We start from the raw sequence: 26,374 nt of genomic DNA, 5'->3' as shown, positions 1-26,374 counted from the left end.
GGACTTCGCGCGCGTCGCACACTCACTGCGCGTCTGAAGCACTCGAGAATTGAACAAAGATAGAAGGATCGGACAATGAAGCGTGGCATCAGTGTTGCTGTCGGTATGGTATCTGCGATATCTACTGCTTTCCTGACGGCAGTTCCCGCGCATGCGGGCACCCCTCAGATCCCCAGTCTCATAGGCCTATTCAAGGACCAAATCTATAACACCGGTATGGATATCAGCGGTGTGACGTTCACCCATACCGTCGCGGCACTTTCGGGAAACCCCAAAATCACTCCGGGTCAACAGTGGTTCGCGGGCACGGCGACTTTGCGGAACACCAGTAACCAGCCACAAACCATGACCAGCCAGAGCTTCTCCAAGTCCATAGCCAACACGACGACAACGTCGGTCACGCGCGGGTTCGATGTCTGGACCAAGGTATCGGCCTCGCTGAATCTCAGTAAAGTACTGAAGGTGGGCGCTGAACTGAATACGACCTGGAGCTTCAGTCAGACGAAAAGCACCACGACATCCAAGTCGTCGACCTACACGGCTCCCGGACAGACCGTCACGGTTCCTCCCCACTCCACAGCCACTGTCACCGTCACCTTGCAGGAGTCGAAGGCCAGCGGAAACGTCGACTTGAATACCGATATCGGCGGCACCGTCCGTCTAGCGGGTAGTACGCAGATAGATCCCGTAAACACCCTCCCCCCATTCCCGATCTATAAGTCGATCAAGGCGACGCAAGATCGCAAAAAGACCTATGACGGCAGGGTGGCTCCGCCACTGCCGGAAGGATTCTCGCTGGACGGTACCAAGAAGGTGTTGAATTTCAAGGGTACTGGAACCTACAGTGCCACCTACGGGACGACCTTCATGGTCAAGATTTCGATCAAACCGGACGCGCCCAGCGGTTTCAACGCACCCGCGCCGAAGACCTTGACACGAACCTTCAAGGCGTTCTGATCCACATGCACATCCCTGCCGCAGGTGCTCGATCCGCATGAGAACCTCGACAGTCGGCAGGGTATTACAGTAAGACACGGCGGTTCTTTTCGGTCGCGTGGTGGATGTGTGAGTTCGCGTTTCACCACATCCCGCTGCCGGAAGAACCGCCCCTTTTCGGTTCACCCCACGCTTCGCATCGATAATGTCAGCCCGTTCACCACCTACACCGCGCGGCAGGAACACAGCAAGGAGTGACGTGCACCCCATTCAGGTCGCTGTGTGTGGTCCTAGGAACTGCACCGATATCGAAGCGACGAATGCCAAGGAAGTGGGTCGTCTTCTTGCCGAGGCGGGCGTGACCGTCTTGTGTGGCGGTGGATCCGGCGTCATGGCCGCTGTCGCTGAAGGCGCTTCGGGCGCAGGCGGTCTGGTGATCGGCCTGCGACCCGACACAAACCCGGCTGGGACATGCGCGGGCTTGTCCGCAGTGCTCTATACGAATATGGGGGAGGCGCGCAACGCGATTCTCGTAGGGTCGGCCGATGCCGTGATCGTCGTCGGCGGATCCTGGGGCACGTTGTCCGAGCTGGCGCTCGCCAACCGGCGTGGTGGCGTCCCTGTGATCAGTCTGGGCGGTTGGAAGATCCTGGACGCGACCGGCGCGGCGGTAGCGGCGGCCATAGAGGCGAGGTCGCCCGCCGCAGCCGTCGACGCGGCATTATCGGCGATCACACATACATGACAATGCCGCGCGACGTAGTCAGAGCCGAGCCGGCCTGAAGCGCGGTGCGGAAGGGAAGCGGGCCGGGTCGGACACCGCTGGGACGCCTTATGTGACGTGACCTGCGGACATCTCTTGCATATTGAGTTGAACTCAACTTATAGTCATTGTATGGGTGTCATCGAGACCTCCCGCGGCAGCGCCGCCCGCCAGAAACTGCTGGAGGCGGCTGAACAGGAGCTGCGTGAAACAGGCGAGCTCGAGGTCGCGGCGGTGGCGCGGCGGGCCGGGGTCAGCGTCGGGCTTCCTTACCGATACTTCGGTACCAGGACGGGGCTGTTGGTCGCGGTCCTCGACGCGTACTACGACAGGTTGGACGCGGCTGTGGCTGTGCGCGTCTACGACGAACCGACCTGGGCGGGTCGAGAACAGCGCCGCATCCGCGACTGGGTGGACTTCCTCTACGCCGAGCCATTGGCGGCGATCGTGCTCGGAGGGCTGGTCGGCGACGGAGAGCTGGCCGCAGCCAACACCACACGGCTGAACCTGCTCATCGAGCTCGGCGCCCGCAATATCGCCCAGGCCCAACGCTGCGGCGAAATCGCCTCGGGCCGAGACCCCGAATTCTTGGCCGCGGCAACCCTCGGCGGCACCCAGGCCGTGGTGTCGATCGCGCTCGCCCGAACCCCACGGCCGGCACCGCAGACAGTCATCGATGAACTCTGGGCGGTCGTCGCGGGAGCAGTCGGTCTCCTCGGAACAGAAAGCAGCACACTATGAACTCCGATCACCGTCCAGGCGCTGTCCAGCCGATCACCGATGTCGGCGAGTTGAGCAATGACCTGGCACGACGACACAAACGGACCACCAGCAGCGGCGCGACCGTCGATCAGGCCGTAGTCGACGCCGATATGGCTGCGATCGACCGCGACGGATACGTGATTCTGGAAAACCTGATCACACCGGAAGAATGCGAGCGGGTGCGCGCCGCAGTGACCCCGTTACTCGGCCACACCGGTCGCAATACCTTCGAAGGCGCACGAACCCAACGCGTCTACAGCATGCTCGACAAGACTCGCGCCTGCGACCGGCTGATCGACCACCCGCGTGTTCTCGCACTGCTCGACCGGCTGTTTCTGCCCAACTACCTGCTCTCCCAACTGCAGGTCATCAACATCCTGCCCGGTGAACAAGCACAACTGCTGCATATGGACGACGGCCTCTACCCGATTCCCCGGCCCCGCACGCCACTGAGTGCCGCCACGATCTGGGCCATCGACCCATTTACCGACGCCAATGGCGCCACCGTCGTTCTGCCCGGCAGCCATCGCTGGGGCGAAGATCAGCGACCCGGCCGGTCCGACACCCATATCAGTGCGGAAATGTCACCCGGATCGTGTGTGTTCTTCGTCGGTACCCTCTGGCACGGCGGCGGTGGCAACAACTCGCCCGCCCCCCGCCTGGCCCTGACCGCCCAGTACTGCGAACCCTGGCTGCGCACCCAAGAGGCGTTCACTCTGTCCACCAGCCGCGATACCGCCCGTATCGTCTCCGAAGACCTCCGCCGTATGCTCGGCTACAGTATTCACCCGCCTTTCGTCGGCGCGGTCGACGGCCTACACCCCAAACGACTGCTCGAAAAGCACTGACACCGCAGGAGAAACAACGCCCACCCGCTGCACCGGCGACAATGACTGGCTGCTTACTGGCGAGCCATGTGCATGCGTATCTCACTGTCGGCGTCGGTGATCAACTCGCCGGACAGGTCGACGGCAACAGTGTGCAGCGTGCCGGTGAACGGGAAAGGCGGTTCATAGTCGAGTGTCACCGCCGACCCTGGGTTGGCGCCGCAGGTCATGCCACCAGGATTGAACGCTATCGGTGTGGTGAACGGGAAATCGGCCTCGCCGACCAGATTACGGTCGAGGTAGAGTCGGGCGCTGCCCGGTGTGCCTTTGCCCTGGAAGAAGTCGGGCTCGCCAGTGGGGGCGAATTCGAAGCGCAGCTCGTGGCGTCCCTCGGGAAGCGGTGCCGTGGAAGAGACTCGGTGCGTGACACGCCGGACGTAGTTGTGAGCGTAGTGCAGCCGGCCGTCTTTGATGTAGAGAGTCCAACCACCGACATTGGTGCCCTGGCACAGCAGCACGCCTTCGGCACCGCCGGGCGGAATCTCGGCATCGGCGGTGATGCTGTGCGGTCGGTTCAACACCCGAGGTGCGACGGCGGCAGGCAGTGTCTCGGTGCCGGGGCGGAATATGTAGTGGGTCTGTTCCCGTGTGATCTGCGGGCGCTCCACCACCATTCGTTGCAACGTGCTGCCGTCGATGGGCAGTACGTTGTACCTGCCTGCCTCCACGTACCACAGTGCGATCATTTCCATGAGCTTGTCCCGGTGCTCGGCTGCGACATCGCGGTTCTCGGCGAAATCCTCGGCGAGGTGGTAGAGCTCCCAGCGGTCGGCGTCCAGTTTGCCGAGTTCCTCGGCGGTAATGGGTGTTCCGAAGGGTCTTTCCGCCTCGTTGAAAGAAGGTCCAGGCCAGGGGCACACCGCTCGCCATCCGTCATGGTCGATCGCGCGGTGGCCGAGCATCTCGAAGTACTGCGTGTGACGTCGGGTCGGTGCGCTCGGGTCATCGAAAGTGTGTGCGAAACTGATTCCGTGCAGCGGGGATTGGGCTACCCCCCTGATACTGGTCGGGGGAGAGATGTGGAGCGCGTCGAGCACGGTGGGGACTACGTCGATCAGATGGGCGTACTGGGTACGCACCTCGCCCCGCGCTGCGATGCCCCTGGGCCAGTGGACCAGGAAGGGGTCGCTGACGCCACCGCGGTAGGTCTCGCGTTTCCAGCGCCGGAAGGGAGTGTTCCCTGCCCAGGTCCAGCCCCACGGATAGTGATTGAACGTGGTCGGGCCGCCGAGTTCGTCGATAGCCCGGAGGCTGTCTTCGATCGGTTCGGGGGCATTGTTGAAAAACTGCAGCTCGTTCGTGGTTCCGGTGACCCCGCCTTCGGGACTGGCCCCATTGTCGGAGACGAGCATGATCAAGGTGTTGTCGAATTCGCCGATCTGCCGCAGAAAGTCCAGCAGCCGCCCGATGTGGTGGTCGGTATGGGAGAGGAACCCGGCGTAGACCTCCATCATTCGCGCGGCCAGACGTCGGATGTCCGGCGACAACGAGCCCCAGTCCGGCACATCCGGGTCATGGCGGGACAGTCTCGCGTCGGGTGGGACGACGCCAAGTGCCCGCTGTCGGTCGAAGGTGTACTCGCGATAGGCTTCCCAGCCCTCGTCGAACCGGCCTCGGTAGCGCTCCGGCCATTCTCGTGGCACGTGGTGCGGGGCATGCGTCGCCCCGGTGCAGAAGTTCAAAAAGAACGGCTTGTCCGGAGCGACCTGTTTCGCGCTGGCGATAAAGGAGATCGCCCTGTCGACCAGATCCGCGGTCAGATGATACCCCTCGTTCGGCGCACTGGGCGGCTCGATCTGGTGGTTGTCGTAGACCAGATCCGGATACCACTGGCTGGTATCGCCGCCGAGGAAACCATAGAACCGCTCGAAGCCACGGCCGAGCGGCCAACGATCGTAAGGACCCGCGGCAGATTCCTGTTCCGCGGGCACCAGATGCCATTTACCGACCATGTAGGTGTTGTATCCGTGCTGCAGCAGCATTTCGGAAAGGAATCCGTTCTCGAACGGAATGTTCCCGTTGTAGCCCGGATACCCTGTGGCTATTTCCGTGATGCCAGCCATCGCGTTGGCGTGATGATTACGTCCAGTGATCATGCAGGAACGCGACGGTGAGCACAGCGCCGTCGTATGCATGTTGTTGTACAGCAGGCCGCCTGCCGCGAGCTCATCGATACAAGGTGTTGCTATGGGGCTGCCATAGCAACCGAGTTGCCCGAAGCCGGTGTCGTCGAGCACGATGAACAGCAGGTTCGGCGCTCCAGGTACTGCCCGCACCAGTTGTGGCCACGCGGGGGTCGAGACATCGGTCGTCCGCCCGATGATTCCAGGGAAAGCGGTTCCTTGCCGGTACTCTTCGAGTGCCATCTGCCCGGTCCTCCGTCCTGCTGGCCGATATGTCTCGCAGCGGGCGACTGTAGATCGAGGAAGAAGTGAACATTGAGGAATAAGTGAACACAGCCCGAGTGTCTCGGTGTTCTCCAGCCATTCGCTATTCCGACGACACAGATCAAATATTAGTCGACGCACCGGGCTGCTGTCAGCGGCGATATGCGCCCTCTTCTGTTCGGACCGAAGAGCCACGCGTCGAACCGAGCACCGATAACAGGCCGCTGCTCATCGGCTGCCGCAGTCGGCCATCAGCCGCATCTGGGTGGACGCGCCGCCTCTGGCGGCACGAGTGATCGCGGTTCGCCCGAGTAGGTAAGGTCTGAAGGGGTCGTAGAACAGATTCTGCGATGCCACCGCCGACCAACTTCGCGCGGACCCAGCACTACCTGTATCGAACGAACGAAGAGAGCTGATTGATGCCGACCTCTACCGCGCGTGCACAGATCGGGATCACCGGCCTGGCAGTTATGGGCAGCAACATCGCCCGCAATTTCGCCAGGAACGGCTACACGGTGGCGTTGCACAACCGCAGCATCGCTAAGACCGACGCACTGCTAGAGGCACACGGTGGCGATGGCGACTTCGTGCGGACGGAAACCATCGAGGAGTTCGTGGCCGCGCTGGAGAAGCCGCGCCGAGTTCTGATCATGGTGAAAGCGGGCGGTCCCACGGATGCCGTCATCGAGGAACTCGCCGCGGTGATGGAGCCGGGTGACATCATCATCGACGGAGGCAACGCTCTCTACACCGATACCATCCGGCGGGAAGCCGCGCTGCGGGAGCGTGGACTGAATTTCGTCGGCGCGGGTATCTCCGGCGGTGAAGAAGGAGCGCTCAACGGCCCCGCGATCATGCCGGGCGGTCCCGCGAAGTCCTACGAGTCGCTCGGTCCGCTATTGGAATCGATCTCGGCGAAAGTCGACGGAACGCCCTGCTGCACCCATATCGGCCCTGACGGTTCGGGGCACTTCGTCAAGATGGTGCACAACGGTATCGAATACGCCGACATGCAGCTGATCGGCGAGGCCTACCACCTGTTCCGCGACGCGCTCGGCTTCGACGCGAAGCAGATCGCCGACGTGTTCACCCAGTGGAACTCCGGGGACCTGGAAAGCTACCTCGTCGAGATCACGGCAGAAGTCCTCGAACAAGTCGACGCGAAAACCGGCCGACCGCTCGTCGATGTCATCGTCGACGCCGCCGAGCAGAAAGGCACCGGACGCTGGACGGTGAAGTCGGCGCTCGACCTCGGGGTGCCGGTGACGGGAATCGCCGAAGCCGTCTTCGCGCGGGCGCTGTCCGGTTCTCGCGCGCAGCGGAAAGCCGCGACCGGTCTGGCTTCGGGACGGTTGGCGCAGAAGCCGACCGATATCGAGCAGTTCACCGAGGACATCCGGCAGGCGCTCTACGCGTCGAAGGTTGTCGCGTACGCTCAAGGCTTCGACCAGATCGCCGCAGGCAGCACCGAATACGGCTGGAACCTGCGCCCTGGGGACCTCGCCACCATCTGGCGCGGCGGATGCATCATCCGGGCCCGCTTCTTGAACCGGATCAAGGAAGCCTACGATGAGAACCCGGCGTTGCCGAGCTTGGTTCTTGCGCCGTATTTCCGTGAGGCGATCGAGACGGCCATCGATAGCTGGCGACGTGTTGTCGCCACCGCGACATTGCTCGGAATCCCGGTGCCCGCGTTCGCATCGTCCCTGTCGTACTACGATGCCTTACGCGCCGAGCGTCTCCCGGCCGCGCTTACCCAGGCGCAGCGCGACTTCTTCGGTGCGCACACCTACGAACGCATCGACGCCGAAGGCAAGTTCCACACGCTCTGGAGCGGCGACCGCAGTGAAGTTTCCGCAGGCTGAGCCTTACCGGCGCGGGCTGAGCCTTACCGGGCCGGACTCCGTCAGCTGCCGCGGCTAGGCACTGGTCCCTGTACCGGCGCTCGGTTGATCAGTACTCTGGTGTCGCCCTGTGCGGTAACGCGTCCGCCACCGGCGCTGCGGTGGCGGACGCATACTCGAGGCTATTCGGGATCGTGGCATACTGCTTCGACGTTGTTGCCGTCAGGATCGCGCACGAACGCACCGTAGTATGTGGGGTGATATTCCGGCCACAGCCGAGGCTCGTGCAGAACCTCCGCGCCGGCGTCCACAGCTGCGGTGAAGAAGGCCCGCACCGTTGCTCGGTCTTTCGCAGCGAAAGCGATATGCGATTCGCGGAAGCCTTCTCCCGTGGACAACGGCCCCAGCCAGAAATCGGGATTGGGAGGGTTCGCGTCCCCGTAACCGATGGCCTTGTCGAAATCCATCACCCTGATCACTCCCAGAGGAGCGAGTACCCGATCGTAGAAGGCGGCACTGGCCGCGAAGTCGGTAACCTGAATTGCGAGATGATCGAGCATCCGGGAACCTCCACTATAGAATCAGTAATGGTAGGCCGTGGTATCGACCGGCCATGCGCGGGATCCTCGCACGACCCACTGACACAATCGGTGTCGACGAGCTCGGGTCGGACCACAGCGCGAATGTTCCGCCGAAGGTGACTGTGGTGATACAGACGATGTGAGCTACGGACGCACTGTCTTCAGCTCCGCCGGTACCGCATCGAAGCAGGACGCGCTTCTACCGAGGAGACAACAAACCTCGTCCGGGAGACGGGTGGAGCCGTCCGATGCCGAGCCCGGTGGAATGGCCGCTGTCCCGGGGAGGTGCGAAGGCCCCCGATCCTATGGCCGACGCTATGACACATCCGAGCTGGTCAGTTGACGCATAGGACCGCTACAACCGGGTATCGCCCAGCGGCGATAACCTCGTGCGCCGAAGAGCTCCAGGAGGTGTCGGAGGATGTTTCGAGCCATCAGTCGCCGTAGCTTTCTGCGCGGTATGAGCGCCGCCGCGGCTGCGATGTCCTGGACCGAAAGCCGCGCCGACGGGCGACCCGTATGGCCTCCTGGCATCAAGAGCCCGCTGATCTTCCATTCCCCCGAGATCGAGCCATTCGTCGATGAAATACCGCGGTTACCGGTCTTGCGTGGCGAGCATCTGGACTTGACGGCCACCACAACGACGCACCGGTTTCACCGGGATCTCTCCGATTCACCGGCGCTGGGTTATGGCGGGATGAGCTACCTGGGACCCACCATCGAACGTCGAGTCGACGAACCATTGCATCTCCAGTTCACGAACCGAGTGACCGCTCATCCCTTCGCCGCGGACATCGATACCACGTTGTATGGCGTCGACGAGAGTTTCCGAACGGTGCCACCGACCGTATTGCACCTGCACGGTGGCGTCACTCCGGCCGCCAGCGACGGGAATCCCCAGCATATGGTGTTCCCAGGACAGAGCGCACGACACCACTATCCGTTACGCCAGTGTGCGGGAAACTCGTGGTATCACGATCACGCGATGGGGATCACCCGTTTGAACGTGTACGCCGGACTCGCGGGCATGGTGCTGCTGCGTGACGAGTTCGATACCGGCGAGCCGGGCAACCCACTCGGGTTACCCGCAGGCGAATTCGAAATGCCCTTGGTATTGCAAGAGAAGATTTTCACGCAGGACGGAAAGCAGAGCGTCAGGACTACGCGAGTGGTCCCGCAAGGGTCGTGGGAAGGAGGCGGCGTCGGTGACGTCGGAGTGGTCAACGGTGTAGCGTGGCCTCGGCTGGACGTCGCGCGGGGACTCTACCGCTTCCGGTTACTCAACGCGGCCTCGTTCAGTATGTGGAATCTCTTCTTCAGCAATCGCATGCGGTTCTGGGTGATCGGTAACGACCAGGGTTTGCTCGACGCGCCGGTGGCGACAGCGAACATGAAGCTGGCTCCGGGGGAGCGGGTCGATCTGCTGGTCGATTTCTCTGGCCTCGCACCTGGCGAGACGGTCGAGTTGCGTAACGATCTGCCTCCGGTTGCGCAGGCGGCCGTTCTCGGTGAGGTCACCATGCCATTGTTCTGCCGTTTCCGTGCGGACAGCCGCCGGGGGTTCACCGGGGGCGTCCCGCGACGATTGCGCGGTGGTTCCGGATTGCCTCAGGCATTGCCCCCGCTGGAGGCACCGACCGTCTTCCGGAATCTGACGCTGAGCCAGCGCTACGAGTTGCGCTTCCCACCAGCGCTCATGGCACTGAACAACCTGAGCTTCGAGGATACCGCTATCGAGATGCCGCGCCAGGGCACTGTCGAGCAGTGGAACCTCATCAACATCACTCCGGATCCGCACCCAATTCATCTGCACTTGGTTACTTTCCGTATTTTGGGGCGTACGCCACTACGAACTGTCGAATATCAGCTGGCCAATCCGCAACCACCGTTAGGGGTGAAGTGGACACCGTCAGCGGAGGCGTTCCTCGGCGGCACACAATATCCGCCTGCCGCGTGGGAATCCGGGCGGAAAGACACCGTGCGGGTCGAAGGTGGCACGGTCAGCAGGATCATCGTTCGTTTCCCGACAGAAGAAGAACTCGGATTCGACCCCGATGCCCCCTTCTCCCGGTTGCCCAGCTCAGCGCCGCCCGATACCCTGACCCAGTCGCAGAGTTCTGCGGACTCCGAAGAACTGCGGGGTTATGTCTGGCACTGTCATCTGCTCGATCACGAAGACCACGAAATGATGCTGCGGTACCGGGCAGTGCGCTGAGGGGCGAGTGCGTGCCGGAAACAACCACCCCGCGTTATCGAAAACGCGGACACCGAGCAGTTCCAGCAGACTTCTGGCCTGCCCCCTCGATAGCGTGATAACGACCGATCTCGTCGCAAGAACAAGGCCGCGAAGGAGTGCACGCACAGAGTATCGACACGCGTATGCTCGGCGAGCGCCGACTTGCCTATTGATCTGTACTGGTGTCAACATCGATGAGATGGAATTCACCGGAGACGGGGCGCGACACGCGGTGCGCACAGGCTCTTACCACCACGGAGACCTCCGTAACGCGCTGGTGAACGCATCCACCGAGCTGGCCGAAGCCGGTGGCCCTTCGGCCGTGACCGTTCGCGCGGCAGCGCGCACAGTCGGAGTCACCGCGACCGCCGCTTACCGGCACTTCGCAAACCACGACGAACTCTTGGCAGCAGTACGAGAACGCGCGCGGCAATGCTTGTTCGATGCGCTGAGCGGAGCGATGGTAGCCGTTCCGATTCGAGAAGATCCCGTGGAGACAGCGATCGCCCGGCTGTATACCGCGGGTCGCGGATACGTCGAGTTCGCCGCGTGCGAGCGAGAATTGTTTCGCACTGCTTTCTTTCCCAACGATATCCATCCGGATAAAAGGAACGAAAAGCATGGCGATCCGATCTTCGATCTGATCTCGGTGGCGCTCGATGGGCTCGTCGCGGTGGGGTTCATGGATCAACGCCAACGAGTGCACGCTGAATTCATGGCGTGGTCTACTGTGCACGGGTTGGCATCGCTGATCATCGACGGTCCGCTGGCAGCCGCGGACGACGACGAACGCGAGCGTGCGATCCACCGCACCATCGCTATGGTCTTACGCGGCTTCGCTACCGGTCCCGCCGCCGAACCGTACCGCTCGAGCGATCCGCATGTCACCGGTGAGCCGCTCGATGGGCGCCCTCGATGAACTGCGACAACGGTTCTGGTCGATCTTGCTGAGTCCGGAGAGTTCCGCTACTTTGCAGTCGATCTGCCGCCTTGGATATGCCTCATAATCAACGGTATATCTCCCGCGCAGCCCGATACGCCTGGCGGCGCAATTTATGCTCGATGGCTCCAATTTCCTGGAATATCAACGAAGAGCAAAACGTTGACGAAGTACGAACCGGTTCGCCCGACGTCCCACAAGGAGACCCCATGCCCAATTCCACGCCTCTCATCGATGCGAGCACCGATTTCGGTGCGCGGGTCGCCGAACGTCTGGCGCGGGACACCATCATATGGCTCACCACCATCAGCCCCAGCGGTACCGCGCAACCCAACCCGGTCTGGTTCCAGTGGATGGAGGGGGAGTTTCTGATCTTCACTCAGCCGAACACTCCGAAATTGCGCAATATTGCTGTCAATCCGCGTGTTTCGCTGAATCTCAATACCGCCGCTAACGGCTGGGATGTGGTGGTACTCACTGGGGTAGCCCGGGTCGATGCGGACGGTGTAACTGCCACCGAATGTGATGCTTTCATCGAAAAGTACACCAAGGGCTTGGCAGACAACGGGATGACCAGGGAACAGTTCTTTGCCGACTACCCTGTTCCGATCCGGGTCGTTCCCGACCGTCTGCGTGGATTCTGAGCAGATATCGCCAGAGGGCGTGATTGTCAATCCGATCACGCCCTCTCGTCTGAACTGCAAGAAAATGACGGAATATACAGCTCGCTATTCATATCTCGAAAAACTTTCGCAGATCGAACAGGTCGCCGAAACACTGAACGAACCCGACCTCGACCCGGGAGAACAGTCGATGTATGAATTGTGGACAGGAGTCCCCACAGAAGAGCACACCACCGGCCGGATACTCGATGATTTCATCGGCCTGCTGTGCTCCGATCTCCTGCATTCGGGGCCGTGTTCGATTCCATGGCCAGCAGGCCTCACCTGCATCATCGACTCTACTAGATCTGCTGTTTCTCATTCATTTTCGCGGTAATCGCTCCCGGTTGAAACCGTGTTATCGGTGCTGCTACCATCAGCGATGTGACTGCCGGGTCGGCTACGCGCCGCGAGCGAGAAGAGTTCCCGGCGGCTCTCTGACCGCGTGGCGGGCCCGGGGCCCGCCCTCCTCCATGACATCACCAGATCGAAGTCCACGGAGGAAGGAATTCTCACATGTCGCATCCACAGGTGGATGTGCGTTTCGATCACACAATCATCGCCGCTCGGGACAAACACGAGTCCGCACAGTTCTTCACCGAGATCTTCGGCCTGCCCGAGCCGCAGGTAGAAGGACGCTTCATCGCAGTACATCTGACCGACGGCCGGGTACTCGCTTTCGCCGAACCACCTATCGATTTCCCCGGTCAGCACTACGCATTCCTGGTCGCAGATGACACGTTCGACCAGATCATCGAACGTCTTCGCACTCGGGGCATCATGTACTGGGCCGACCCCCAGAGGCGCAGACCAGGCGAGATCAACACCAACCACGGTGGCAGGGGAGTGTACTTCGCCGATCCGGCGGGCCACTACCTAGAAGCGCTCACCACCCGCTACAACGATTACCCCAATCTGACATGAGGTCCGCGGGCTGCGTCGGCCGATCTTCGGCGCAGCCCGGTAGCGATGCTGCGCGTGGTGGTCGAGAATCAGCGGTACGCGGAATTCTGCCCCAACGCGGCATCGAGATCGCCTTCTCAGTCGGTGATCAGTTCGACCAGGGCGCCGACGACTACTTGACGTATGGCCGCCTCGGCCGCGCTGCCAGTACGCTCGGTGAGTCGTGGTGTGTAGTGCGGATGGACGCGGTAGACGACGGCGAACAGGCCTGGCGGATGAAGGCTGTCTCTTCAATAGAACCATTAGGTCCTCTCGCCACCCGATTCCGCCGGGAGTGCTGCCGGATCGCCTTCGATGTCGGTCAACCAGACTTTTCGGTATGTATGTACTACGATTCTGGTATGGCGAGGACTCGGAAGATCACCATCACGGTCCCGGAGCAGGTGGCTGACACTCTGTCTCGATGGACTGAGTCGGGCGAGATCGACTCGGTGTCCGGATATGTCGCCGAGTCAGTGCAGCAGCGAATGAATCGTGAGGCATCGCTGGCCAAGCTGGAGGCCGTGTTCGGTGGCCGGCCGCCGACTGACACGGTGGCGCAGGTGCTGCACCGGTTAGGGCGGCCGGATCTGATCACCGGCGCAGCTTGATGCGTCCCGCTGTGGGCGGCTATGTGCTGGACGTGGCCGCCTTGGTCGGTGCGTGCCAGCGGCAGCCGTACCCGGAGTCGGTGGTGTGGGGCGTAGTGCTCACCGACGGGGTGTTGGTTGTGCCCGCGGCGGTGCTCACCGAGACTCGAGCGCGCTTGGAAGACTGCGACACCGACATCTTGGATGTGGTGCTCGGTTTGCCGAACACGATCGTCACTGAACTCGACGTCGATGCCGCCCACCAGTGTGGAATATTGTTGTCGAGACTGCGCGGTGCGGAACGCGAGAAGATCTCAGCAGCGCACACAGTAGTCGAAGCAGTCGGTCGAGGGTGGCCGGTCGCGACCGGCCGCGGACCTTTACTCACCCGTATCGATCGAGATATCGACATCGATCAGATGCCGTAAAGAGCCAGCGGGAGCGTTTTGGAGTCGGCTGATCAGTGTGGCTCGTCGGCGAGTTCGGTGCTCGTGGTACTCGCGAAGTCGATTCGGCGACGGGCGTTGGACAGTGTGGTCACTACGCAGGTGCCGACAGGGCCGGTGCGATCGTAGAGAATCGCGCTGCCGATGGAGATGCCCGCCGAGGCGATGGTGCGGTCGGCGCGCAGACCTAGCTCGCAGCCGATAGGAAGTCGGGAAAGGGTCACGGTCACATCGGCATTGATATAGCCGGCGCCTTCAGAGCCCCAGTGGCATACGTGGTTGGTAGCGTCGCCGAGAATCGCGGCTCGTTGAAACGGGGTGATCGACTCCCCGGCTACCAGCGGCGGCAGATTGTGCCAGGAGGCTTTGCGCTCGGCATTCTGATTCGTCGCGTAATCTCCGGTCCAGTCGTGGTCGCCGCTTTTGAACAGCGGTGGCGAGCCGTCGGGTGACACACAGCTCTCCTGAGGCATCGGCAGGTTCTCGTTCGGGCTCCATACTCGCCCTGGTGGCTGCTCGCCCGTGGCCAGGAACACCACTGTCGCTCGGACACGCTCCCGGCCGTCCTGGCGCAACGACGCGTCGGCGACGGTGATCCGCGAGCCCCGACGAACCATCATGCTGCCCAGATCGAAGGCGGCATTCATCACCGGCTGGTACAAGTCCACCGTGAACCGTGCCGGGACGAAACCATCGGGGCAGTGGGTTTCGAGCTCACGAGCGAGCAGACCGCATACCCCCGTCCCGCTCAGCATGGTCGACGCCCACGGGCTGACCGCCAACCGTTCGGCCACGAGCTGATCCCCTTGCTCGACGAAGAAACTCACCATCCGCGTTCGATTTCCTTCCGAACCTCCTGCTCAAAAACCCGGAGGCGAAACACCTTACAGCCGTGAAAGCTGGTGCGGCAAGTCAATCGGAAGCGTCGAATCAGAATATATGAACAACCCTCATACGGCTCCGGTCAAACGAACATCGGGAACGATCAAACTCTGCAATATTCGGTAGATTCGGCGTTTGTGAGTGAGGATTCTGTTCCGGAAAGCTCTGTTCCTATGGCCTGGAAAGTGGCGATGACGGTACCGGCCATCTTGACGCTTATGTGCTGCCTATGGTTCCTATGGGCAGACGTGACAGCGTTCGACGATGACGAAATCGAGTTTTTCTCTGGCGTCGCGGTCACCGTACCTGTGGTGATATGGCTGGTGCTCGCTCTCATCGGTGGCATGCTGTACAGGTGGTGGTGGTTGGGGCTTCTGGTGCCCATTTCCATCGCGGTTACATTGGCGCTGAACTGGTTCCAGTTCTCGAGTCGGATCGGTTGGTTGGTGGCAGGCTTCGCGGTCACCGTACCGGTGGTGGCGTGGGCGGTGCTCGCTCTCGTCGGTGTCAGGCTGTACACGGGATGGCGGCGGTTCGGGCTTCTGGTGCCCGGCCTCATCGCGGTTACTTTGGCGCTGAGCTGGTTCCAGATCCCAGGCCGGATCGGTTGGCTGGTGTCACGAGACGCTATGGATCGGGCGGCCACTATGTGTGACACGCTCGACAGTGGGCGGCTCGGCGCTCCTTACAAGACTGAGAAGATCGGCGTGTATACCTTCCACCACATCGAGCGTGGACCCGATGGAGAGTGCACATTCTATTTTCTCAGGAACTACCCATGGACCCTCAGCAGTTTCTCCTATCTACCCAGAAGTCAACCTCGGCTCAGGAAATACATCGATGAAAAGTATGTCCATCTCGGTGGTTCTTGGCATTATTCCGTTGCTGGCGTTATTCCAGCTTGAACGGTAGTTGCGAGTACCGCGACAGCATCCCACCCCTGCGGAGGGTATCGCTGGGCACCCACTACGAAGCCTCGGTCAGTTCGAAGAAGGCAGCGGGCGCTTTGTGTGCGGCATCGCGCCATCCAGGTCGCCGCTGTCGGCAAGCGCGGACTATGGACGCCGCAGAAGGCTCGTATGCGGCAGTACGAGTGAATTACCCACCCGTTGAGTGGGTTTCGGTACATTCGATCGAGAAGCTGCATAGGCTCGCCTGGGCTTGTAGTTCGACCACATGGAGCTTCTCCGATGACGATGTCCCCGATCTCAGCGCACAGCTCATCCGGCCGTGCATCGCACAGTTCGCCGCTCGACACCGACGGCCCGCGGATTCCGTTGCATCTGCCGGAGTTCGCCGCAGACCCGCATGGCGCTTATCGCGAGATGCGTAAGCAATACGGGTCGTTGGTGCCGGTAGAGCTGGCGCCGGGAGTGCCTGCGACCTTGGTGATCGGATACTACGCCGCAGTGCGGATCTTGAACGATCCGGAACATTTTCCAGCCGATCCACGTACTTGGCAGCAGAACGTTCCCGCCGACTGTCCGGTGTTGCCGATTATGCAGTGGCGGCCGAACGCGCGACGCAGTGACGGCGCCGCGCATGCCCGCTATCGGCAGGCAAATATCGCGGGTTTGAGGGCGGTCGATCACTATGACTTGCACGAGACTGTAGCGAAAGTCGCGGTGCCGCTGATCAACTCGTTCTGTGCGGACGGATCGGCAGACTTGATCCGCCAGTACGCGTTCCCGCTCTCTTTCGCAGTGCTGAACGCCCTACTCGGTTGTCCGGCAGAACTGGCGCAGCGCGCCGCGACCGGGTTGGCCGCGATCCTAGAAGGTGTCGACGCCGACCGTGGAAACACGACACTGCTCGAGGCGATGGCGGAGTTGATCGAACTCAAGCGCGCTGAACCCGGCGACGACATGGCGACACGGCTACTGCGGCATCCAGCCGAGCTGAGCGATACGGAGCTGGTGCATCAGGTGGCCACTTTGTACGGGGCAGGCATCGAACCGCAGCAGAATCTGATCGTCAACACCTTGTTGCTGGTTCTCAGCGACGAACGGTTCGGCGGCAGTGTGCTCGGTGGAAGTCTGTCGCCCCGGGATGCCCTCGACGAGGTGTTGTTCAACGATCCGCCGATTTCGAACCTCTGTATCAGATTCCCGAAGCAGCCGATTCTGATCGATGATGTCTGGCTGCCCGCCCAGCAACCAGTCGTGATCGGCATGGCCGCCTGCAACACCGACCCGACGATCAGTACAGACGAGTACCTGGGCAATCGCGCTCATCTGGCCTTCGGTAACGGGCCGCATATGTGTCCGGCCAATTCGTTGTCCTATCTGATCGCCCAGGATGCGATCGACCAATTACTCGATGCTTTGCCCGAGATACGCCTGGCCGTGCCTCCATGCGAGCTGGCCTGGCGACCGGGCCCGTTTCATCGCGCATTGAGTGCTTTGCCCGTCGTCTTTCCCGAGTCGCAGGCTCTCCTGGTGTAATGCGCTGAACCGGGGGCCCGACAATGACCGATCGGGTCCTTGTCGGCCAGGGAGATAGTGGTCACCGGCACTCGGGTGCCTATAGCGCCCTCGAGTCGGGAGTGACGCTCATTACCGGACAAGTCACACTTTCGCAACACGAACTTGTAAGTTCGGTAAGGCGAATATTATTGTCTCGGGGTATGAAAGTTCGGCTCCACCGTTTGCGTGCCCGGCGCGCGCGCCGGGTAGTTGTGTCAGTTGCGGTGAGCGCCTTGGCTATTGCGCTCACCGCGTGCGGGGAAAGCAAGGAGGGCGGTAGTGATCGGCCCGTGGTGCTCACTACGTTCACGGTACTGGCCGATATCGCGCGCAATGTGGCGGGCGAGCACTTGACCGTCGAGTCGATCACCAAGGTGGGCGCCGAGATCCACGGTTACGAACCGACGCCAGGTGACATCAAGAAGGCAGTGCGGGCTGATCTGATCCTGGACAACGGTTTGAACCTGGAAGCTTGGTTCGCCCAATTCGTTTCCGATGTGCGGGTGCCGCACGTCGTCGTCAGCGACGGCATTACACCGATCGGGATCAGCGAGGACGCCTACCAGGGCATGCCGAACCCGCACGCGTGGATGTCACCACAGAACGCGCAGATCTACGTCGACAACATGGTGCGGGCATTCAGTGAACTCGCGCCGGAGCATACGGACGCTTTTCGCGACAACGGCGACAAGTACAAGGCCGAACTACGCACAGTGCATGATGAACTCGTCGGGACGCTGAACACGCTGCCACCGAACGAGCGTGCCCTGGTGACCTGTGAGGGCGCATTCTCCTATCTGGCCAGGGACGCGGGGCTCACCGAAAAATACATCTGGGCGGTCAATGCCGAACAGCAGGCCACACCGCAACAGATCGCATCGGCTATCGATTTCGTCCGGCAGTATCGGGTGCCCGCCGTATTCTGCGAGTCCACAGTATCGGACGCACCGATGCAGCGAGTAGTCGAGGCTACTGGCGCCGTGTTCGGTGGTGTGTTGTACGTCGATTCGCTGTCGGAGGCCGACGGCCCTGTGCCGACCTACTTGGATTTGATCCGCCACGACGCGCAGGTAATCGGTTCCGCACTGACCGGAGAACGAACATGAGCACGCGGGCGATCGAGATGCGCGGTGTCACCGTCCGCTACGGCGAGGTGTCCGCGCTCGACGGAGTCGACCTCACCGTGGACGCTGGCCGGGTCTGCGGTCTGATCGGTATGAACGGATCAGGCAAGTCGACGTTGTTCAAGACCATCATGGGCCTGGTACGACCCGACCGAGGAGCGGTGCGGGTCACAGGCGCGGCACCGGTAGCGGCCCGACGAGCCGGTGTGCTCGGCTATGTGCCGCAGAGCGAGGACGTCGACTGGAGCTTCCCGCTTTCGGTGTACGACGTGGTGATGACTGGCCGTTACGGACACCTCGGGTTCACCCGTCGAGCGCGTCGGGTTGATCGCGAGGCTGTCGCGCATGCACTGGAGCGCGTGGAATTGACCGATCTCGCCGACCGGCAGATCGGCCAGTTGTCCGGCGGGCAGAAGAAGCGTGCCTTCGTGGCGCGTGGCCTGGCGCAAGGTGCGACCATCCTGCTGCTCGACGAGCCATTCGCGGGGGTGGACAAACGCTCGGAGGCTACGATCACCAGGCTGCTACGTGAACTTGCCTCCGACGGCGCCACGATCTTGGTATCGACGCACGACCTGCAGGCTCTGCCCGGCCTCGCCGATGAGGCGGTGCTGCTGATGCGGACGGTGCTCGCCCAGGGCGATCCGGAGACGGTACTGCGGCCGGAGAACCTCGCCAGGGCGTTCGGCTTGGATGTGATGAGCCGGGTGTGAGCCCGGCCGAATGCGAGATAGATAGACGAATGAGCCTGACAGAGATTTTCATAGACCCCCTTCGGTACGAGTTCATGGTGCGCGCATTGGCGACCACCGTGACAGCGGCACTGGTGTGCGCGGTGTTGTCCTGTTGGCTGGTACTCATCGGATGGTCCTTGATGGGAGACGCGGTCTCCCACGCAGTGCTGCCCGGTGTGGTGCTGGCCTACATCATCGGGCTTCCGTTCGCGGTGGGTGCGATCGTGTTCGGGTTCCTTGCGGTCGCGTTGATCGGAGTGGTTCGAGATACCAGCCGTGTCAAAGAGGACGCGGCTATCGGCATCGTATTCACGACACTGTTCGCGTTCGGTCTGGTGCTCGTCTCCGTGACGCCCAGCCAGATCGACCTCAACCACATCGTGTTCGGCAATCTACTCGGCGTCAGCCGTGCCGAATTGGTACAGATTGTGACTCTCGCGGCGATAACCCTCGCCGCGCTGATACTCAAGCGTCGTGATTTCACGCTGTATGCTTTCGACCCCACGCATGCGCACGCCATAGGCCTCAACCCCCGGCTGCTCGGCACAGCCCTACTAGGCCTGCTGGCCCTGACCGCTGTCGTCGCACTCCAAGCAGTCGGCGTCGTCCTCGTAGTGGCCATGCTGATCATCCCGGGCGCGACCGCTTATCTACTCACCGATCGCTTCGGCCGAATGCTGACCATCGCCCCCATCATTTCGGTGGCTTGCGCCGTCACCGGCCTGTATCTGAGCTATCACCTCGATACAGCGCCGGGCGGGATGGTTGTGGTGGTTCAGGGCATCGCTTTCGCTGCCGTGTACTTGTTCGCCCCACAGCAGGGCGTCATCGGACGTCGCATCGCCATGGCACGTAGACAACGGAAAGCGGTTCCGGCGCACGTTGGATTGTGACACCGATGCTGTCCAGTCGCCGAGTCGCTCGGAGACCGGACAGCATCACAGTCGAGCAGCGGCGATGCTGCCGAGCTCGACACTATCGCTACTGTAATGCGAAGTGCAGCAGCGCCTGCATGTCGCCCTGCTTGATTTTTCCTTGTCGGTTGAGCACTTCCAGTTGCCACTGGTCACCGTTGCGGAACGCGCGAGCGACGGCATTGCCGTTGTCGGCACCGAGTAGCGAGGGCCAGATGTCGGCGACTTGCTGATTGCTTCCGCCGGTGGCGTCATAGATCTTGAAGGAGACGTTGTTCGCCTTTTCGAAGGAGCTGCCCTTCTTGAATGCCGCGGCGACGAAGACGATGGCGTCGATGAATGGGGGGACATTGCCGAAGACGACGCGGACAGTTTCGTCATCACCGGTGGCGGCGCCGGTCTGTTCGTCGCCGGTGTGCAGGACCGCGCCGTTGCCCAACGGATCCAGTGAATCCAGACCCGCGAAGCGCACCGGTTCACCGCCCTGCATGAGGATGGCGATCAGGTCGAGGTCCACACCGCGCTTGCGGCGGGCCCAACCGAGTGCGCCACCGCTCGTACCAGAGGAAGGGTCCCAGCTCACCCCTACGTGCAGCTCGGTGATTCCTGCGAGGTCTGCTGCGCCGTCTTCTTTCCTGAGCGTAATCACGGCTTCAGCATACTGATTGTCACGCATCGTCCTGTCACACAGCGTGAAAGGCGCCGCGCTCAGTTCGGTGGGTGTACTTTCATCCAGTGATCGGCGATGTCGATTCGTCGGGTAGTCCAGACCTTGTCATGTGACTGGACGTAATCGAGGAAGCGGTGCAGTGCTGCTACGCGGGCGGGCCTGCCGGAGAGGCGACAGTGCAAGCCCACTGAGAGCATTCGTGGGGCGCCCGCTGCCCCTTCGGCGTAGAGCACATCGAAGGCATCCTTCAGATAGGCGAAGAACTCCTCGCCGTTGGCGAAACCCGCGGGGGAGGAGAACCGCATATCGTTGGCTTCCAGGGTGTACGGCACTACCAAATGATCCTGATCGTCCACCTTCACCCAGTACGGCAGGTCATCGGCGAACGAGTCGGAATCGTAGGTGAAGCCGCCGTGTGCGACCAGCAGCTCACGGGTCTGCGGTGAACATCGCCCGGTGAACCAGCCGCGCGGCGGCCCGCCGAACAGTTTCGTGATGATCTGTACCGCCTCATCGATGTGCTGCCGCTCGGACTCAGGGGCCATTGTCTGGTAATCGATCCAGCGCAGCGCATGACAGGCGATCTCGCAGTTGAGTCGCTTGAATTCCGCCACCGCCGCGGGATTGCGCTCCAACGCGCGGGAGACTCCGAAGATCGTCAGTGGAATGCCGCGGCTCTCGAACGCTCGTAGCACTCGCCATACCCCGGCCCGTGATCCGTACTCGAACATCGATTCCATACCCATGTTCCGGTCGGGAAATGCCTCCGCTGGAACGAGATCCGAGAGATACCTCTCCGATTCCTGATCCCCGTCGAGTACACAGTTCTCACCGCCCTCCTCGTAATTGAGAACGAATTGCACCGCGATATTCGCATCACCGGGCCATTGCGGGTGCGGAGGATTCTTCCCATAACCGACCATGTCTCGCGGATAGGTGAGATCGAAGGCGCTCATGCCACATCACTCCTTGTCGGCGCGTAACTGAGCGCGGGCAGCGGATGCGGTGAAAATACCGGACTGCCGCGCGCGAATCCATCCTCAGAATAGGTATCCGGACTCGTCTCGACTACCCAGAGTGAAGAATTGTTCTTGATAACAGTTCTATATGCATTGTCGGCCCAGTCGTTGATCGGCTCGACTACATCTGGACTGTCGACCAGGATGCGGAAGGAGTGATGTGGCTCGGACTGCTGTACCGCTCGTTCGTTCGACAGTCGACAGTATGGCTATCGACCGTGAATACGCTCTATTGTGGTGTGGGTCGCTGGTTGCGCCGAGCGGACGCCTGGTCTTACCCGTGTAGCGGGTGAAGGGCTTGCCTGGCAGACTTTTCGAATGGGTTTTCGCGACCGTATAACACACATCAAGGGGAAGCTCCCATCCTGGCTTCGGGCCCGCGTGGCACTCCGACTAATCGTGCTCGTAGTAACAGCGGTCGCCGCAGTGGCAGTCGGCTCGGTAGGGTGGATCCGCTCACAAGCCGGCGCTGTTGAATATTCCGTCGAGACTGTTCCTGCGGCCGAGGTCGCAATCGTTCCTGGCGCCCAAGTCTACGCCAGCGGCGAACCATCCCCGTACTTGGCCGCTCGTCTCGACATCGGTCGCCGCTTACTCGAATCCGGCAAGGTGAAGGCACTTTTACTCACCGGCGACAACGGCACCTCGACCTACGACGAACCCACCGCCATGCGCCGCTATCTACTGGGAAAAGGAGTGCCCGAGGCCAAGATCGCTTTGGACTACGCCGGTTTCAGCACCTATGAGTCCTGCGTGCGGGCCTACCGGATCTTCGGTGTCCGCCAAGCTATCGTGGTCACCCAGGATTTCAGCCTGCCACGTACCATCGCCTTGTGTCGCAGCGCGGGTATCGAGACCACCGGTGTCAGCGACTCCACCCAGCCGCACAACTTCATCTACCGCAAATGCTGGCTTCGTGATCAACTCGCCGCCACCAAAGCCGTCTTCGAAATGGTCGCCCGCCCAGACCCTACATATCTCGGCCATGAAGAATCCAGCGTCCGCGACGCGATCAACGCACCCACTGGGCTTCGACCACAAGAATAGCCTTCTTCCGGAAAACCATTACGTGAGCGCGTCGCGAGAGTGAGAATCCCGCCTCGGAGGAGTTGAGCGCGTCGTACCGGGCTTCGGAGTGTCGGTCGCAGATGGAGACCGTCTGTAGCCGATTCGGATGGCACGAAAAATTTTCGTTCAGCCTCTCGTGCGTGTTCTCACACGTTTTCCGACAGCCACCGGATGGTGGCAGTCGCGAATTCCGCGTCGAGTTCGTATACAACGGCTTTCAGTATCGGGGCCAGAACGAAGAACCGGTCAGGGGATTCGTTGCGAAACCGCGACCAGGAATTCATTGTGAAACTGCCACTGCCAGTGGGTTACTGGATGCAACAGTGGTGCGTTCACATCGACATCCACTGCAGAACAACCACTTTTCTTCGTTGGAGGCCACTGATGCCGCCAGAGCTCACCTCACTCGACCCCAGCTCCGGTCCCACCTCTGGCGGCAATACGGTACAGATCTTCGGCAGCGGGTTCGTCGGCGCGGGCCCGTTGGACGTGCGGTTCGGGGCGACGGCGACCACCTTCACCATCGTCTCCGATACCCGGATCGACGCCATCGCCCCACCCGGCACCGGCACTGTGGAGGTCACCGTCACAGCCCTGCTGAACGGCACCAGCAATCCGCTGCCCTATACCTACGGCGGTGCAGGCCTGCTGTTCTTCACCGACGGCGGCAACAGGGTGTATTCGGTGCCGCAAACCGGGGGCACACCGACCGTGCTGACATCCGGCCTGAACGTTGCCCTTGGTCTCATTCGGGTCGGTAGCCTCCTCTATATCTGCGAATTCTCTGCCGGTCGGGTGTCGACAGTGCCGGTAGGCGGCGGCACGCCGACCCCCTTGGTGACCGGATTGTCGTTCCCCGCGGATATCGTCGTCTCCGGCAACACTCTGTTCATCACCAACGTGGGCACCACCCGGGTGATGTCGGCACCGATCACCGGCACCGCCACCCCCACCGTGGTCGCCACCAGCCCCACCGGCATACTCGGGATCACCGATGGGGTGCCGACCCAATCGGGGTTCGCGGCGGTCGCGGCGGCCCTGCTGGCCCCACCCATGCTCACCGCAATCAACCCGATCTCCGGTCCCGAATCCGGCGGCAACACGGTGGAGATCTTCGGAAGCGGGTTCACCGGCCCGTTGACCGTGCGGTTCGGGGCGGCGGCGACCACCTTCACCATCGTTTCCGATACCCGGATCAACGCCATCGCTCCACCCGGCACCGGCACGGTCGGTGTCACTGTCACCTCCGTGGACGGCATCAGCAACGCGCTGCCCTACACCTACGGTGGCCTGCTGTTCTTCACCGATAGCCTCGGCTTCGGCAGTGTGTACTCTGTGCCGCGAACCGGGGGCACACCAACCGTGCTGGCATCAGGTCTGAGCATTCCCGTGGGTCTCGTCCGGATCGGTAACCTTCTCTACCTCTGCGAGGCAGCAGCCAGTCAGGTGTCGACGGTGCCGGTAGGCGGCGGCACGGCTACCCCTCTGGTGACCGGACTGTCGTTCCCTGTGGATATCACCGCCTCCGGGAGCATCCTGTTCCTCACCGACCAGACCACCGGTCAGGTGGTGTCGGCGCCGATCACCGGCACCGCTACTCCCACCGTGGTCGCCACCAGCCCCACCGGCTTATTCGGTATCACGACCTGAGCGCCGACCCTGACCACTGGACTGTGTAGCACAGTTGATATCCCTGCGAGCCGAGCAATGACTGAGCGAATGCATCCGATTATCCGAGAACCCCTGTCCGAAGGAGTGTGGCGATCCGCTCGGATGAGTACCCCAGCACAGTGGTGAGAATGCTTTCGGTGTCCTCGCCACGGTAGGGCGCGCGACGATGTCGAGTGCGCGGCAGGCCGACGCGGACGGGCGAGTTGACATGCGTGGTGTGCCCGAATCGCGGATGGTCAGTGGTGATCAGCATGTCTCGGGCGCGGGTGTGCGGGTCTGCCAATGCTTGGGCCACAGTGTGAATCGGAGCGCAGGGAATCGAAACCGCACGCATGACAGTTAGCCAGGTGCGCACGGTCTCCGCACCGAGTGCTCTGTCGAGAATAACCTCGAGCTCGTCATGATGGGCCAGCCTGTCGGTGAAAGTGGCGAATCGGGGATCTTCTGCCAGTTCGGGGCGACCGATGACCTCGGTGAGCCGTTTCCAGAACTTCTCCTTCGCGCAGCCGATGACAAGCCAGCCATCTGCTGCGGCAAAGATCTGAAAAGGGACCAGTGACGGATGCGCCGACCTTCGGGTTCGTTCCGGCTCATATCCTTTGGTGAGATGCCATGTAGCGAGGTAGGACAGCATGCTGATCGCGGTATCGAACAAACTGAGATCACAGTCGGCGCCGACGCCGTCCCGTTGTGCCGCGTGCACGCCTGCCAGCAGGGATAGTGCCGCTACCAGGCCGCCGCTGAAATCCACCAGCGACAGTCCCGACTTCTGTGGCGGCTCGCCGGGTTCTCCGGTCAGCGCCATCCATCCCGTATATCCCTGCAGGATATAGTCGTAGCCAGGGTCGTGCGCCCTCGGTCCGGTTCTGCCGAACCCGGACAGCGAACAACACACGATGCGAGGGTTGACATGTTTGAGGTCGTCGTATCGGATGCCGAGTTTCGCAGGCACATCCCCGCGTAGGTTGGAGTAGACCGCATCGGCATGACGGACAAGGTCTTCGAATACCGATCGTCCATCACGCGATCTGATGTCGAGGCTGATACTGCGCTTATTGCGGTTGAGGGACTCGAAGAACAGCGAATCCTCCTCTTCCGCATACGGCGGGACATAGCGAGCCACGTCACCGCCCATTTCCGGGTCTTCGATCTTGATGACGTCAGCACCGAGATCGGCCAACTGCAGGGAGCCGAAAGGGCCTGCCCCGTATTGCTCCAAGGCGATGATCCTGAGGTTCGCGAGGGGGGTCACGACGACACCTCGTCGCCGACCGAATCGGCGATCGGGCGTATCGGCCTCGGTCGGTTCCCCTGCGGACGTTCGTGAGCGTCGGCTTTGTAGACCATGAACGTTCGTTTGTAGGTCAGAACATCCTCGCCATGTTGATTGACAGCGCGCGTCTTGATCGTGACTATGCCTGCGTAGGGGCGGCTTTTCGATTCCCGCTTCTCCAACACGATGGATTCCGACCAGAGCGTGTCTCCGGCGAGAACCGGCTTCACGAGCCGGATCTCGTCCCAACCGAGATTGGCTACCGCGTTATACGATGTGTCGATAACACTCTGACCAGCAGTGATAGCCAGAGTCAGTGTCGAGTTGACCAGTGAGCCGCCGAATTCCGAGGCTGCGCCGACCTCGGCGTTGAAATGCATCTCGGCAGTATTCATGGTCAGCAACGTGAACCACGTGTTGTCGACCTCGGTGATGGTTCTTCCCAGTGGGTGCTCGTAGACATCCCCGACCTGGAAATCTTCGAAGAACCGTCCGTTCCACCCTGTCTTCTGTGCCATGACCACACCTTTCGCTTCTCCGTGATACGGCACTCTGCTGGACGCAACCGCACTGGTCAT

The 26,374-nt window shown here is 61.7% G+C and carries 26 protein-coding genes; 19 read left to right on the top strand and 7 right to left on the bottom strand.

Features of this window, described 5'->3' with window-relative positions:
- The first annotated feature begins 75 nt into the window (after positions 1 to 75).
- From ACX4ZE_RS16605 to ACX4ZE_RS16590, 4 genes are all read left to right on the top strand, one after another.
- Positions 76 to 957 (top strand): ETX/MTX2 family pore-forming toxin, encoded by an 882-nt coding sequence (locus ACX4ZE_RS16605; RefSeq protein ID WP_480274345.1) that lies wholly within the window; start codon positions 76 to 78, stop codon positions 955 to 957.
- A gap of 238 nt (positions 958 to 1,195) precedes the next feature.
- On the top strand, positions 1,196 to 1,681 hold the full coding sequence (locus ACX4ZE_RS16600; protein ID WP_480274344.1) for an SLOG cluster 4 domain-containing protein: 486 nt from the start codon (positions 1,196 to 1,198) through the stop codon (positions 1,679 to 1,681).
- Between the two features lie 150 nt (positions 1,682 to 1,831).
- Positions 1,832 to 2,440, top strand: a complete 609-nt coding sequence (locus tag ACX4ZE_RS16595) for a TetR/AcrR family transcriptional regulator (protein WP_480274343.1) — start codon at positions 1,832 to 1,834, stop codon at positions 2,438 to 2,440.
- A complete protein-coding gene (locus ACX4ZE_RS16590; RefSeq protein WP_480274342.1) occupies positions 2,437 to 3,309 on the top strand; it encodes a phytanoyl-CoA dioxygenase family protein in 873 nt (290 codons plus the stop codon). Before ACX4ZE_RS16595 ends, ACX4ZE_RS16590 begins: the two co-directional genes overlap by 4 nt.
- Positions 3,310 to 3,362: 53 nt before the next feature.
- Here the strand turns inward: ACX4ZE_RS16590 and ACX4ZE_RS16585 are convergent, their stop codons facing one another.
- Entirely contained in the window at positions 3,363 to 5,714 is a 2,352-nt protein-coding gene (locus ACX4ZE_RS16585) for an arylsulfatase (RefSeq protein WP_480274341.1), read from the bottom strand.
- A gap of 440 nt (positions 5,715 to 6,154) precedes the next feature.
- Between ACX4ZE_RS16585 and gndA the strand changes: the two genes are divergently transcribed.
- Positions 6,155 to 7,600 (top strand): NADP-dependent phosphogluconate dehydrogenase, encoded by a 1,446-nt coding sequence (gene gndA, locus ACX4ZE_RS16580; RefSeq protein ID WP_480274340.1) that lies wholly within the window; start codon positions 6,155 to 6,157, stop codon positions 7,598 to 7,600.
- A 161-nt stretch (positions 7,601 to 7,761) separates the two neighbouring features.
- Here the strand turns inward: gndA and ACX4ZE_RS16575 are convergent, their stop codons facing one another.
- Positions 7,762 to 8,139: a VOC family protein gene (locus tag ACX4ZE_RS16575; protein WP_480274339.1), complete on the bottom strand. Its 378-nt coding sequence runs from the start codon at positions 8,137 to 8,139 to the stop codon at positions 7,762 to 7,764.
- 442 nt (positions 8,140 to 8,581) lie between these two features.
- Between ACX4ZE_RS16575 and ACX4ZE_RS16570 the strand changes: the two genes are divergently transcribed.
- From ACX4ZE_RS16570 to ACX4ZE_RS16540, 7 genes are all read left to right on the top strand, one after another.
- Positions 8,582 to 10,375 (top strand): multicopper oxidase family protein, encoded by a 1,794-nt coding sequence (locus tag ACX4ZE_RS16570; protein ID WP_480274338.1) that lies wholly within the window; start codon positions 8,582 to 8,584, stop codon positions 10,373 to 10,375.
- A 220-nt stretch (positions 10,376 to 10,595) separates the two neighbouring features.
- Positions 10,596 to 11,315 carry a TetR/AcrR family transcriptional regulator gene (locus ACX4ZE_RS16565; RefSeq protein WP_480274337.1) on the top strand — a complete coding sequence of 240 codons (720 nt, stop codon included), beginning with the start codon at positions 10,596 to 10,598 and terminating at the stop codon, positions 11,313 to 11,315.
- 230 nt (positions 11,316 to 11,545) lie between these two features.
- Positions 11,546 to 11,980, top strand: a complete 435-nt coding sequence (locus ACX4ZE_RS16560; protein ID WP_480274336.1) for a TIGR03667 family PPOX class F420-dependent oxidoreductase — start codon at positions 11,546 to 11,548, stop codon at positions 11,978 to 11,980.
- Positions 11,970 to 12,335, top strand: coding sequence for a hypothetical protein (locus ACX4ZE_RS16555; protein WP_480274335.1), 366 nt, complete (start codon positions 11,970 to 11,972; stop codon positions 12,333 to 12,335). The genes ACX4ZE_RS16560 and ACX4ZE_RS16555 overlap by 11 nt, the downstream gene beginning before the upstream one ends.
- A gap of 179 nt (positions 12,336 to 12,514) precedes the next feature.
- Positions 12,515 to 12,922: a VOC family protein gene (locus ACX4ZE_RS16550; RefSeq protein ID WP_480274334.1), complete on the top strand. Its 408-nt coding sequence runs from the start codon at positions 12,515 to 12,517 to the stop codon at positions 12,920 to 12,922.
- On the top strand, positions 12,919 to 13,551 hold the full coding sequence (locus tag ACX4ZE_RS16545) for a hypothetical protein (RefSeq protein ID WP_480274333.1): 633 nt from the start codon (positions 12,919 to 12,921) through the stop codon (positions 13,549 to 13,551). Before ACX4ZE_RS16550 ends, ACX4ZE_RS16545 begins: the two co-directional genes overlap by 4 nt.
- Positions 13,551 to 13,958, top strand: coding sequence for a hypothetical protein (locus tag ACX4ZE_RS16540; RefSeq protein ID WP_480274332.1), 408 nt, complete (start codon positions 13,551 to 13,553; stop codon positions 13,956 to 13,958). The genes ACX4ZE_RS16545 and ACX4ZE_RS16540 overlap by 1 nt, the downstream gene beginning before the upstream one ends.
- Positions 13,959 to 13,990: 32 nt before the next feature.
- Here ACX4ZE_RS16540 and ACX4ZE_RS16535 read toward each other — a convergent pair whose 3' ends face one another.
- The gene (locus ACX4ZE_RS16535; protein WP_480274331.1) at positions 13,991 to 14,806 is read right to left on the bottom strand and encodes an acyl-CoA thioesterase domain-containing protein; all 816 of its coding nucleotides are present in this window, start codon (positions 14,804 to 14,806) and stop codon (positions 13,991 to 13,993) included.
- 72 nt (positions 14,807 to 14,878) lie between these two features.
- On the opposite strand from ACX4ZE_RS16535, the gene ACX4ZE_RS16530 reads away from it, so the two are divergent.
- The 5 genes from ACX4ZE_RS16530 (at position 14,879) to ACX4ZE_RS16510 (ending at position 20,074) form a co-directional block, all read left to right on the top strand.
- Positions 14,879 to 15,763 carry a hypothetical protein gene (locus tag ACX4ZE_RS16530; protein ID WP_480274330.1) on the top strand — a complete coding sequence of 295 codons (885 nt, stop codon included), beginning with the start codon at positions 14,879 to 14,881 and terminating at the stop codon, positions 15,761 to 15,763.
- Between the two features lie 285 nt (positions 15,764 to 16,048).
- Positions 16,049 to 17,302 carry a cytochrome P450 family protein gene (locus ACX4ZE_RS16525; protein WP_480274329.1) on the top strand — a complete coding sequence of 418 codons (1,254 nt, stop codon included), beginning with the start codon at positions 16,049 to 16,051 and terminating at the stop codon, positions 17,300 to 17,302.
- 182 nt (positions 17,303 to 17,484) lie between these two features.
- Positions 17,485 to 18,429 (top strand): metal ABC transporter substrate-binding protein, encoded by a 945-nt coding sequence (locus ACX4ZE_RS16520; RefSeq protein WP_480274328.1) that lies wholly within the window; start codon positions 17,485 to 17,487, stop codon positions 18,427 to 18,429.
- A complete protein-coding gene (locus ACX4ZE_RS16515) occupies positions 18,426 to 19,160 on the top strand; it encodes a metal ABC transporter ATP-binding protein (protein WP_480274327.1) in 735 nt (244 codons plus the stop codon). The genes ACX4ZE_RS16520 and ACX4ZE_RS16515 overlap by 4 nt, the downstream gene beginning before the upstream one ends.
- Before the next feature lie 29 nt (positions 19,161 to 19,189).
- Complete coding sequence (locus ACX4ZE_RS16510) at positions 19,190 to 20,074, top strand: metal ABC transporter permease (protein WP_480274326.1); 885 nt, start codon at positions 19,190 to 19,192, stop codon at positions 20,072 to 20,074.
- An 88-nt stretch (positions 20,075 to 20,162) separates the two neighbouring features.
- Here ACX4ZE_RS16510 and ACX4ZE_RS16505 read toward each other — a convergent pair whose 3' ends face one another.
- Both ACX4ZE_RS16505 and puuE read right to left on the bottom strand, forming a co-directional pair.
- A complete protein-coding gene (locus ACX4ZE_RS16505; protein WP_480274325.1) occupies positions 20,163 to 20,744 on the bottom strand; it encodes a TerD family protein in 582 nt (193 codons plus the stop codon).
- 59 nt (positions 20,745 to 20,803) lie between these two features.
- Positions 20,804 to 21,721 carry an allantoinase PuuE gene (puuE, locus tag ACX4ZE_RS16500; RefSeq protein WP_480274324.1) on the bottom strand — a complete coding sequence of 306 codons (918 nt, stop codon included), beginning with the start codon at positions 21,719 to 21,721 and terminating at the stop codon, positions 20,804 to 20,806.
- A gap of 462 nt (positions 21,722 to 22,183) precedes the next feature.
- Here puuE and ACX4ZE_RS16495 point away from each other — a divergent pair, with 462 nt between their 5' ends.
- Both ACX4ZE_RS16495 and ACX4ZE_RS16490 read left to right on the top strand, forming a co-directional pair.
- The gene (locus ACX4ZE_RS16495; protein WP_480274323.1) at positions 22,184 to 22,831 is read left to right on the top strand and encodes a SanA/YdcF family protein; all 648 of its coding nucleotides are present in this window, start codon (positions 22,184 to 22,186) and stop codon (positions 22,829 to 22,831) included.
- A gap of 405 nt (positions 22,832 to 23,236) precedes the next feature.
- The gene (locus ACX4ZE_RS16490; protein ID WP_480274322.1) at positions 23,237 to 24,502 is read left to right on the top strand and encodes an IPT/TIG domain-containing protein; all 1,266 of its coding nucleotides are present in this window, start codon (positions 23,237 to 23,239) and stop codon (positions 24,500 to 24,502) included.
- 79 nt (positions 24,503 to 24,581) lie between these two features.
- Here the strand turns inward: ACX4ZE_RS16490 and ACX4ZE_RS16485 are convergent, their stop codons facing one another.
- Together ACX4ZE_RS16485 and ACX4ZE_RS16480 are read right to left on the bottom strand one after the other, a co-directional pair.
- On the bottom strand, positions 24,582 to 25,775 hold the full coding sequence (locus ACX4ZE_RS16485; RefSeq protein ID WP_480274321.1) for a CaiB/BaiF CoA transferase family protein: 1,194 nt from the start codon (positions 25,773 to 25,775) through the stop codon (positions 24,582 to 24,584).
- Positions 25,772 to 26,314, bottom strand: a complete 543-nt coding sequence (locus ACX4ZE_RS16480) for a MaoC family dehydratase (RefSeq protein WP_480274320.1) — start codon at positions 26,312 to 26,314, stop codon at positions 25,772 to 25,774. Before ACX4ZE_RS16480 ends, ACX4ZE_RS16485 begins: the two co-directional genes overlap by 4 nt.
- Positions 26,315 to 26,374: the final 60 nt, after the last annotated feature.

It is taken from the genome of Nocardia sp. TBRC8007 (assembly GCF_056629435.1).
This window is presented reverse-complemented; position numbering and strand designations above follow the sequence as displayed.

Coding starts and splice junctions, on each gene's coding strand:
- ACX4ZE_RS16480 (WP_480274320.1), bottom strand. CDS start 26,314: ATGGCACAGAAGACAGGGTGGAACGGACGGTTCTTCGAAGATTTCCAG.
- ACX4ZE_RS16595 (WP_480274343.1), top strand. CDS start 1,832: ATGGGTGTCATCGAGACCTCCCGCGGCAGCGCCGCCCGCCAGAAACTG.
- ACX4ZE_RS16545 (WP_480274333.1), top strand. CDS start 12,919: ATGAGGTCCGCGGGCTGCGTCGGCCGATCTTCGGCGCAGCCCGGTAGC.
- puuE (WP_480274324.1), bottom strand. CDS start 21,721: ATGAGCGCCTTCGATCTCACCTATCCGCGAGACATGGTCGGTTATGGG.
- ACX4ZE_RS16535 (WP_480274331.1), bottom strand. CDS start 14,806: ATGGTGAGTTTCTTCGTCGAGCAAGGGGATCAGCTCGTGGCCGAACGG.
- ACX4ZE_RS16565 (WP_480274337.1), top strand. CDS start 10,596: ATGGAATTCACCGGAGACGGGGCGCGACACGCGGTGCGCACAGGCTCT.
- ACX4ZE_RS16585 (WP_480274341.1), bottom strand. CDS start 5,714: ATGGCACTCGAAGAGTACCGGCAAGGAACCGCTTTCCCTGGAATCATC.
- ACX4ZE_RS16605 (WP_480274345.1), top strand. CDS start 76: ATGAAGCGTGGCATCAGTGTTGCTGTCGGTATGGTATCTGCGATATCT.
- ACX4ZE_RS16525 (WP_480274329.1), top strand. CDS start 16,049: ATGACGATGTCCCCGATCTCAGCGCACAGCTCATCCGGCCGTGCATCG.
- ACX4ZE_RS16560 (WP_480274336.1), top strand. CDS start 11,546: ATGCCCAATTCCACGCCTCTCATCGATGCGAGCACCGATTTCGGTGCG.
- ACX4ZE_RS16510 (WP_480274326.1), top strand. CDS start 19,190: ATGAGCCTGACAGAGATTTTCATAGACCCCCTTCGGTACGAGTTCATG.
- ACX4ZE_RS16590 (WP_480274342.1), top strand. CDS start 2,437: ATGAACTCCGATCACCGTCCAGGCGCTGTCCAGCCGATCACCGATGTC.
- ACX4ZE_RS16515 (WP_480274327.1), top strand. CDS start 18,426: ATGAGCACGCGGGCGATCGAGATGCGCGGTGTCACCGTCCGCTACGGC.
- ACX4ZE_RS16520 (WP_480274328.1), top strand. CDS start 17,485: ATGAAAGTTCGGCTCCACCGTTTGCGTGCCCGGCGCGCGCGCCGGGTA.
- ACX4ZE_RS16540 (WP_480274332.1), top strand. CDS start 13,551: ATGCGTCCCGCTGTGGGCGGCTATGTGCTGGACGTGGCCGCCTTGGTC.
- ACX4ZE_RS16550 (WP_480274334.1), top strand. CDS start 12,515: ATGTCGCATCCACAGGTGGATGTGCGTTTCGATCACACAATCATCGCC.
- ACX4ZE_RS16490 (WP_480274322.1), top strand. CDS start 23,237: ATGCCGCCAGAGCTCACCTCACTCGACCCCAGCTCCGGTCCCACCTCT.
- ACX4ZE_RS16575 (WP_480274339.1), bottom strand. CDS start 8,139: ATGCTCGATCATCTCGCAATTCAGGTTACCGACTTCGCGGCCAGTGCC.
- ACX4ZE_RS16570 (WP_480274338.1), top strand. CDS start 8,582: ATGTTTCGAGCCATCAGTCGCCGTAGCTTTCTGCGCGGTATGAGCGCC.
- gndA (WP_480274340.1), top strand. CDS start 6,155: ATGCCGACCTCTACCGCGCGTGCACAGATCGGGATCACCGGCCTGGCA.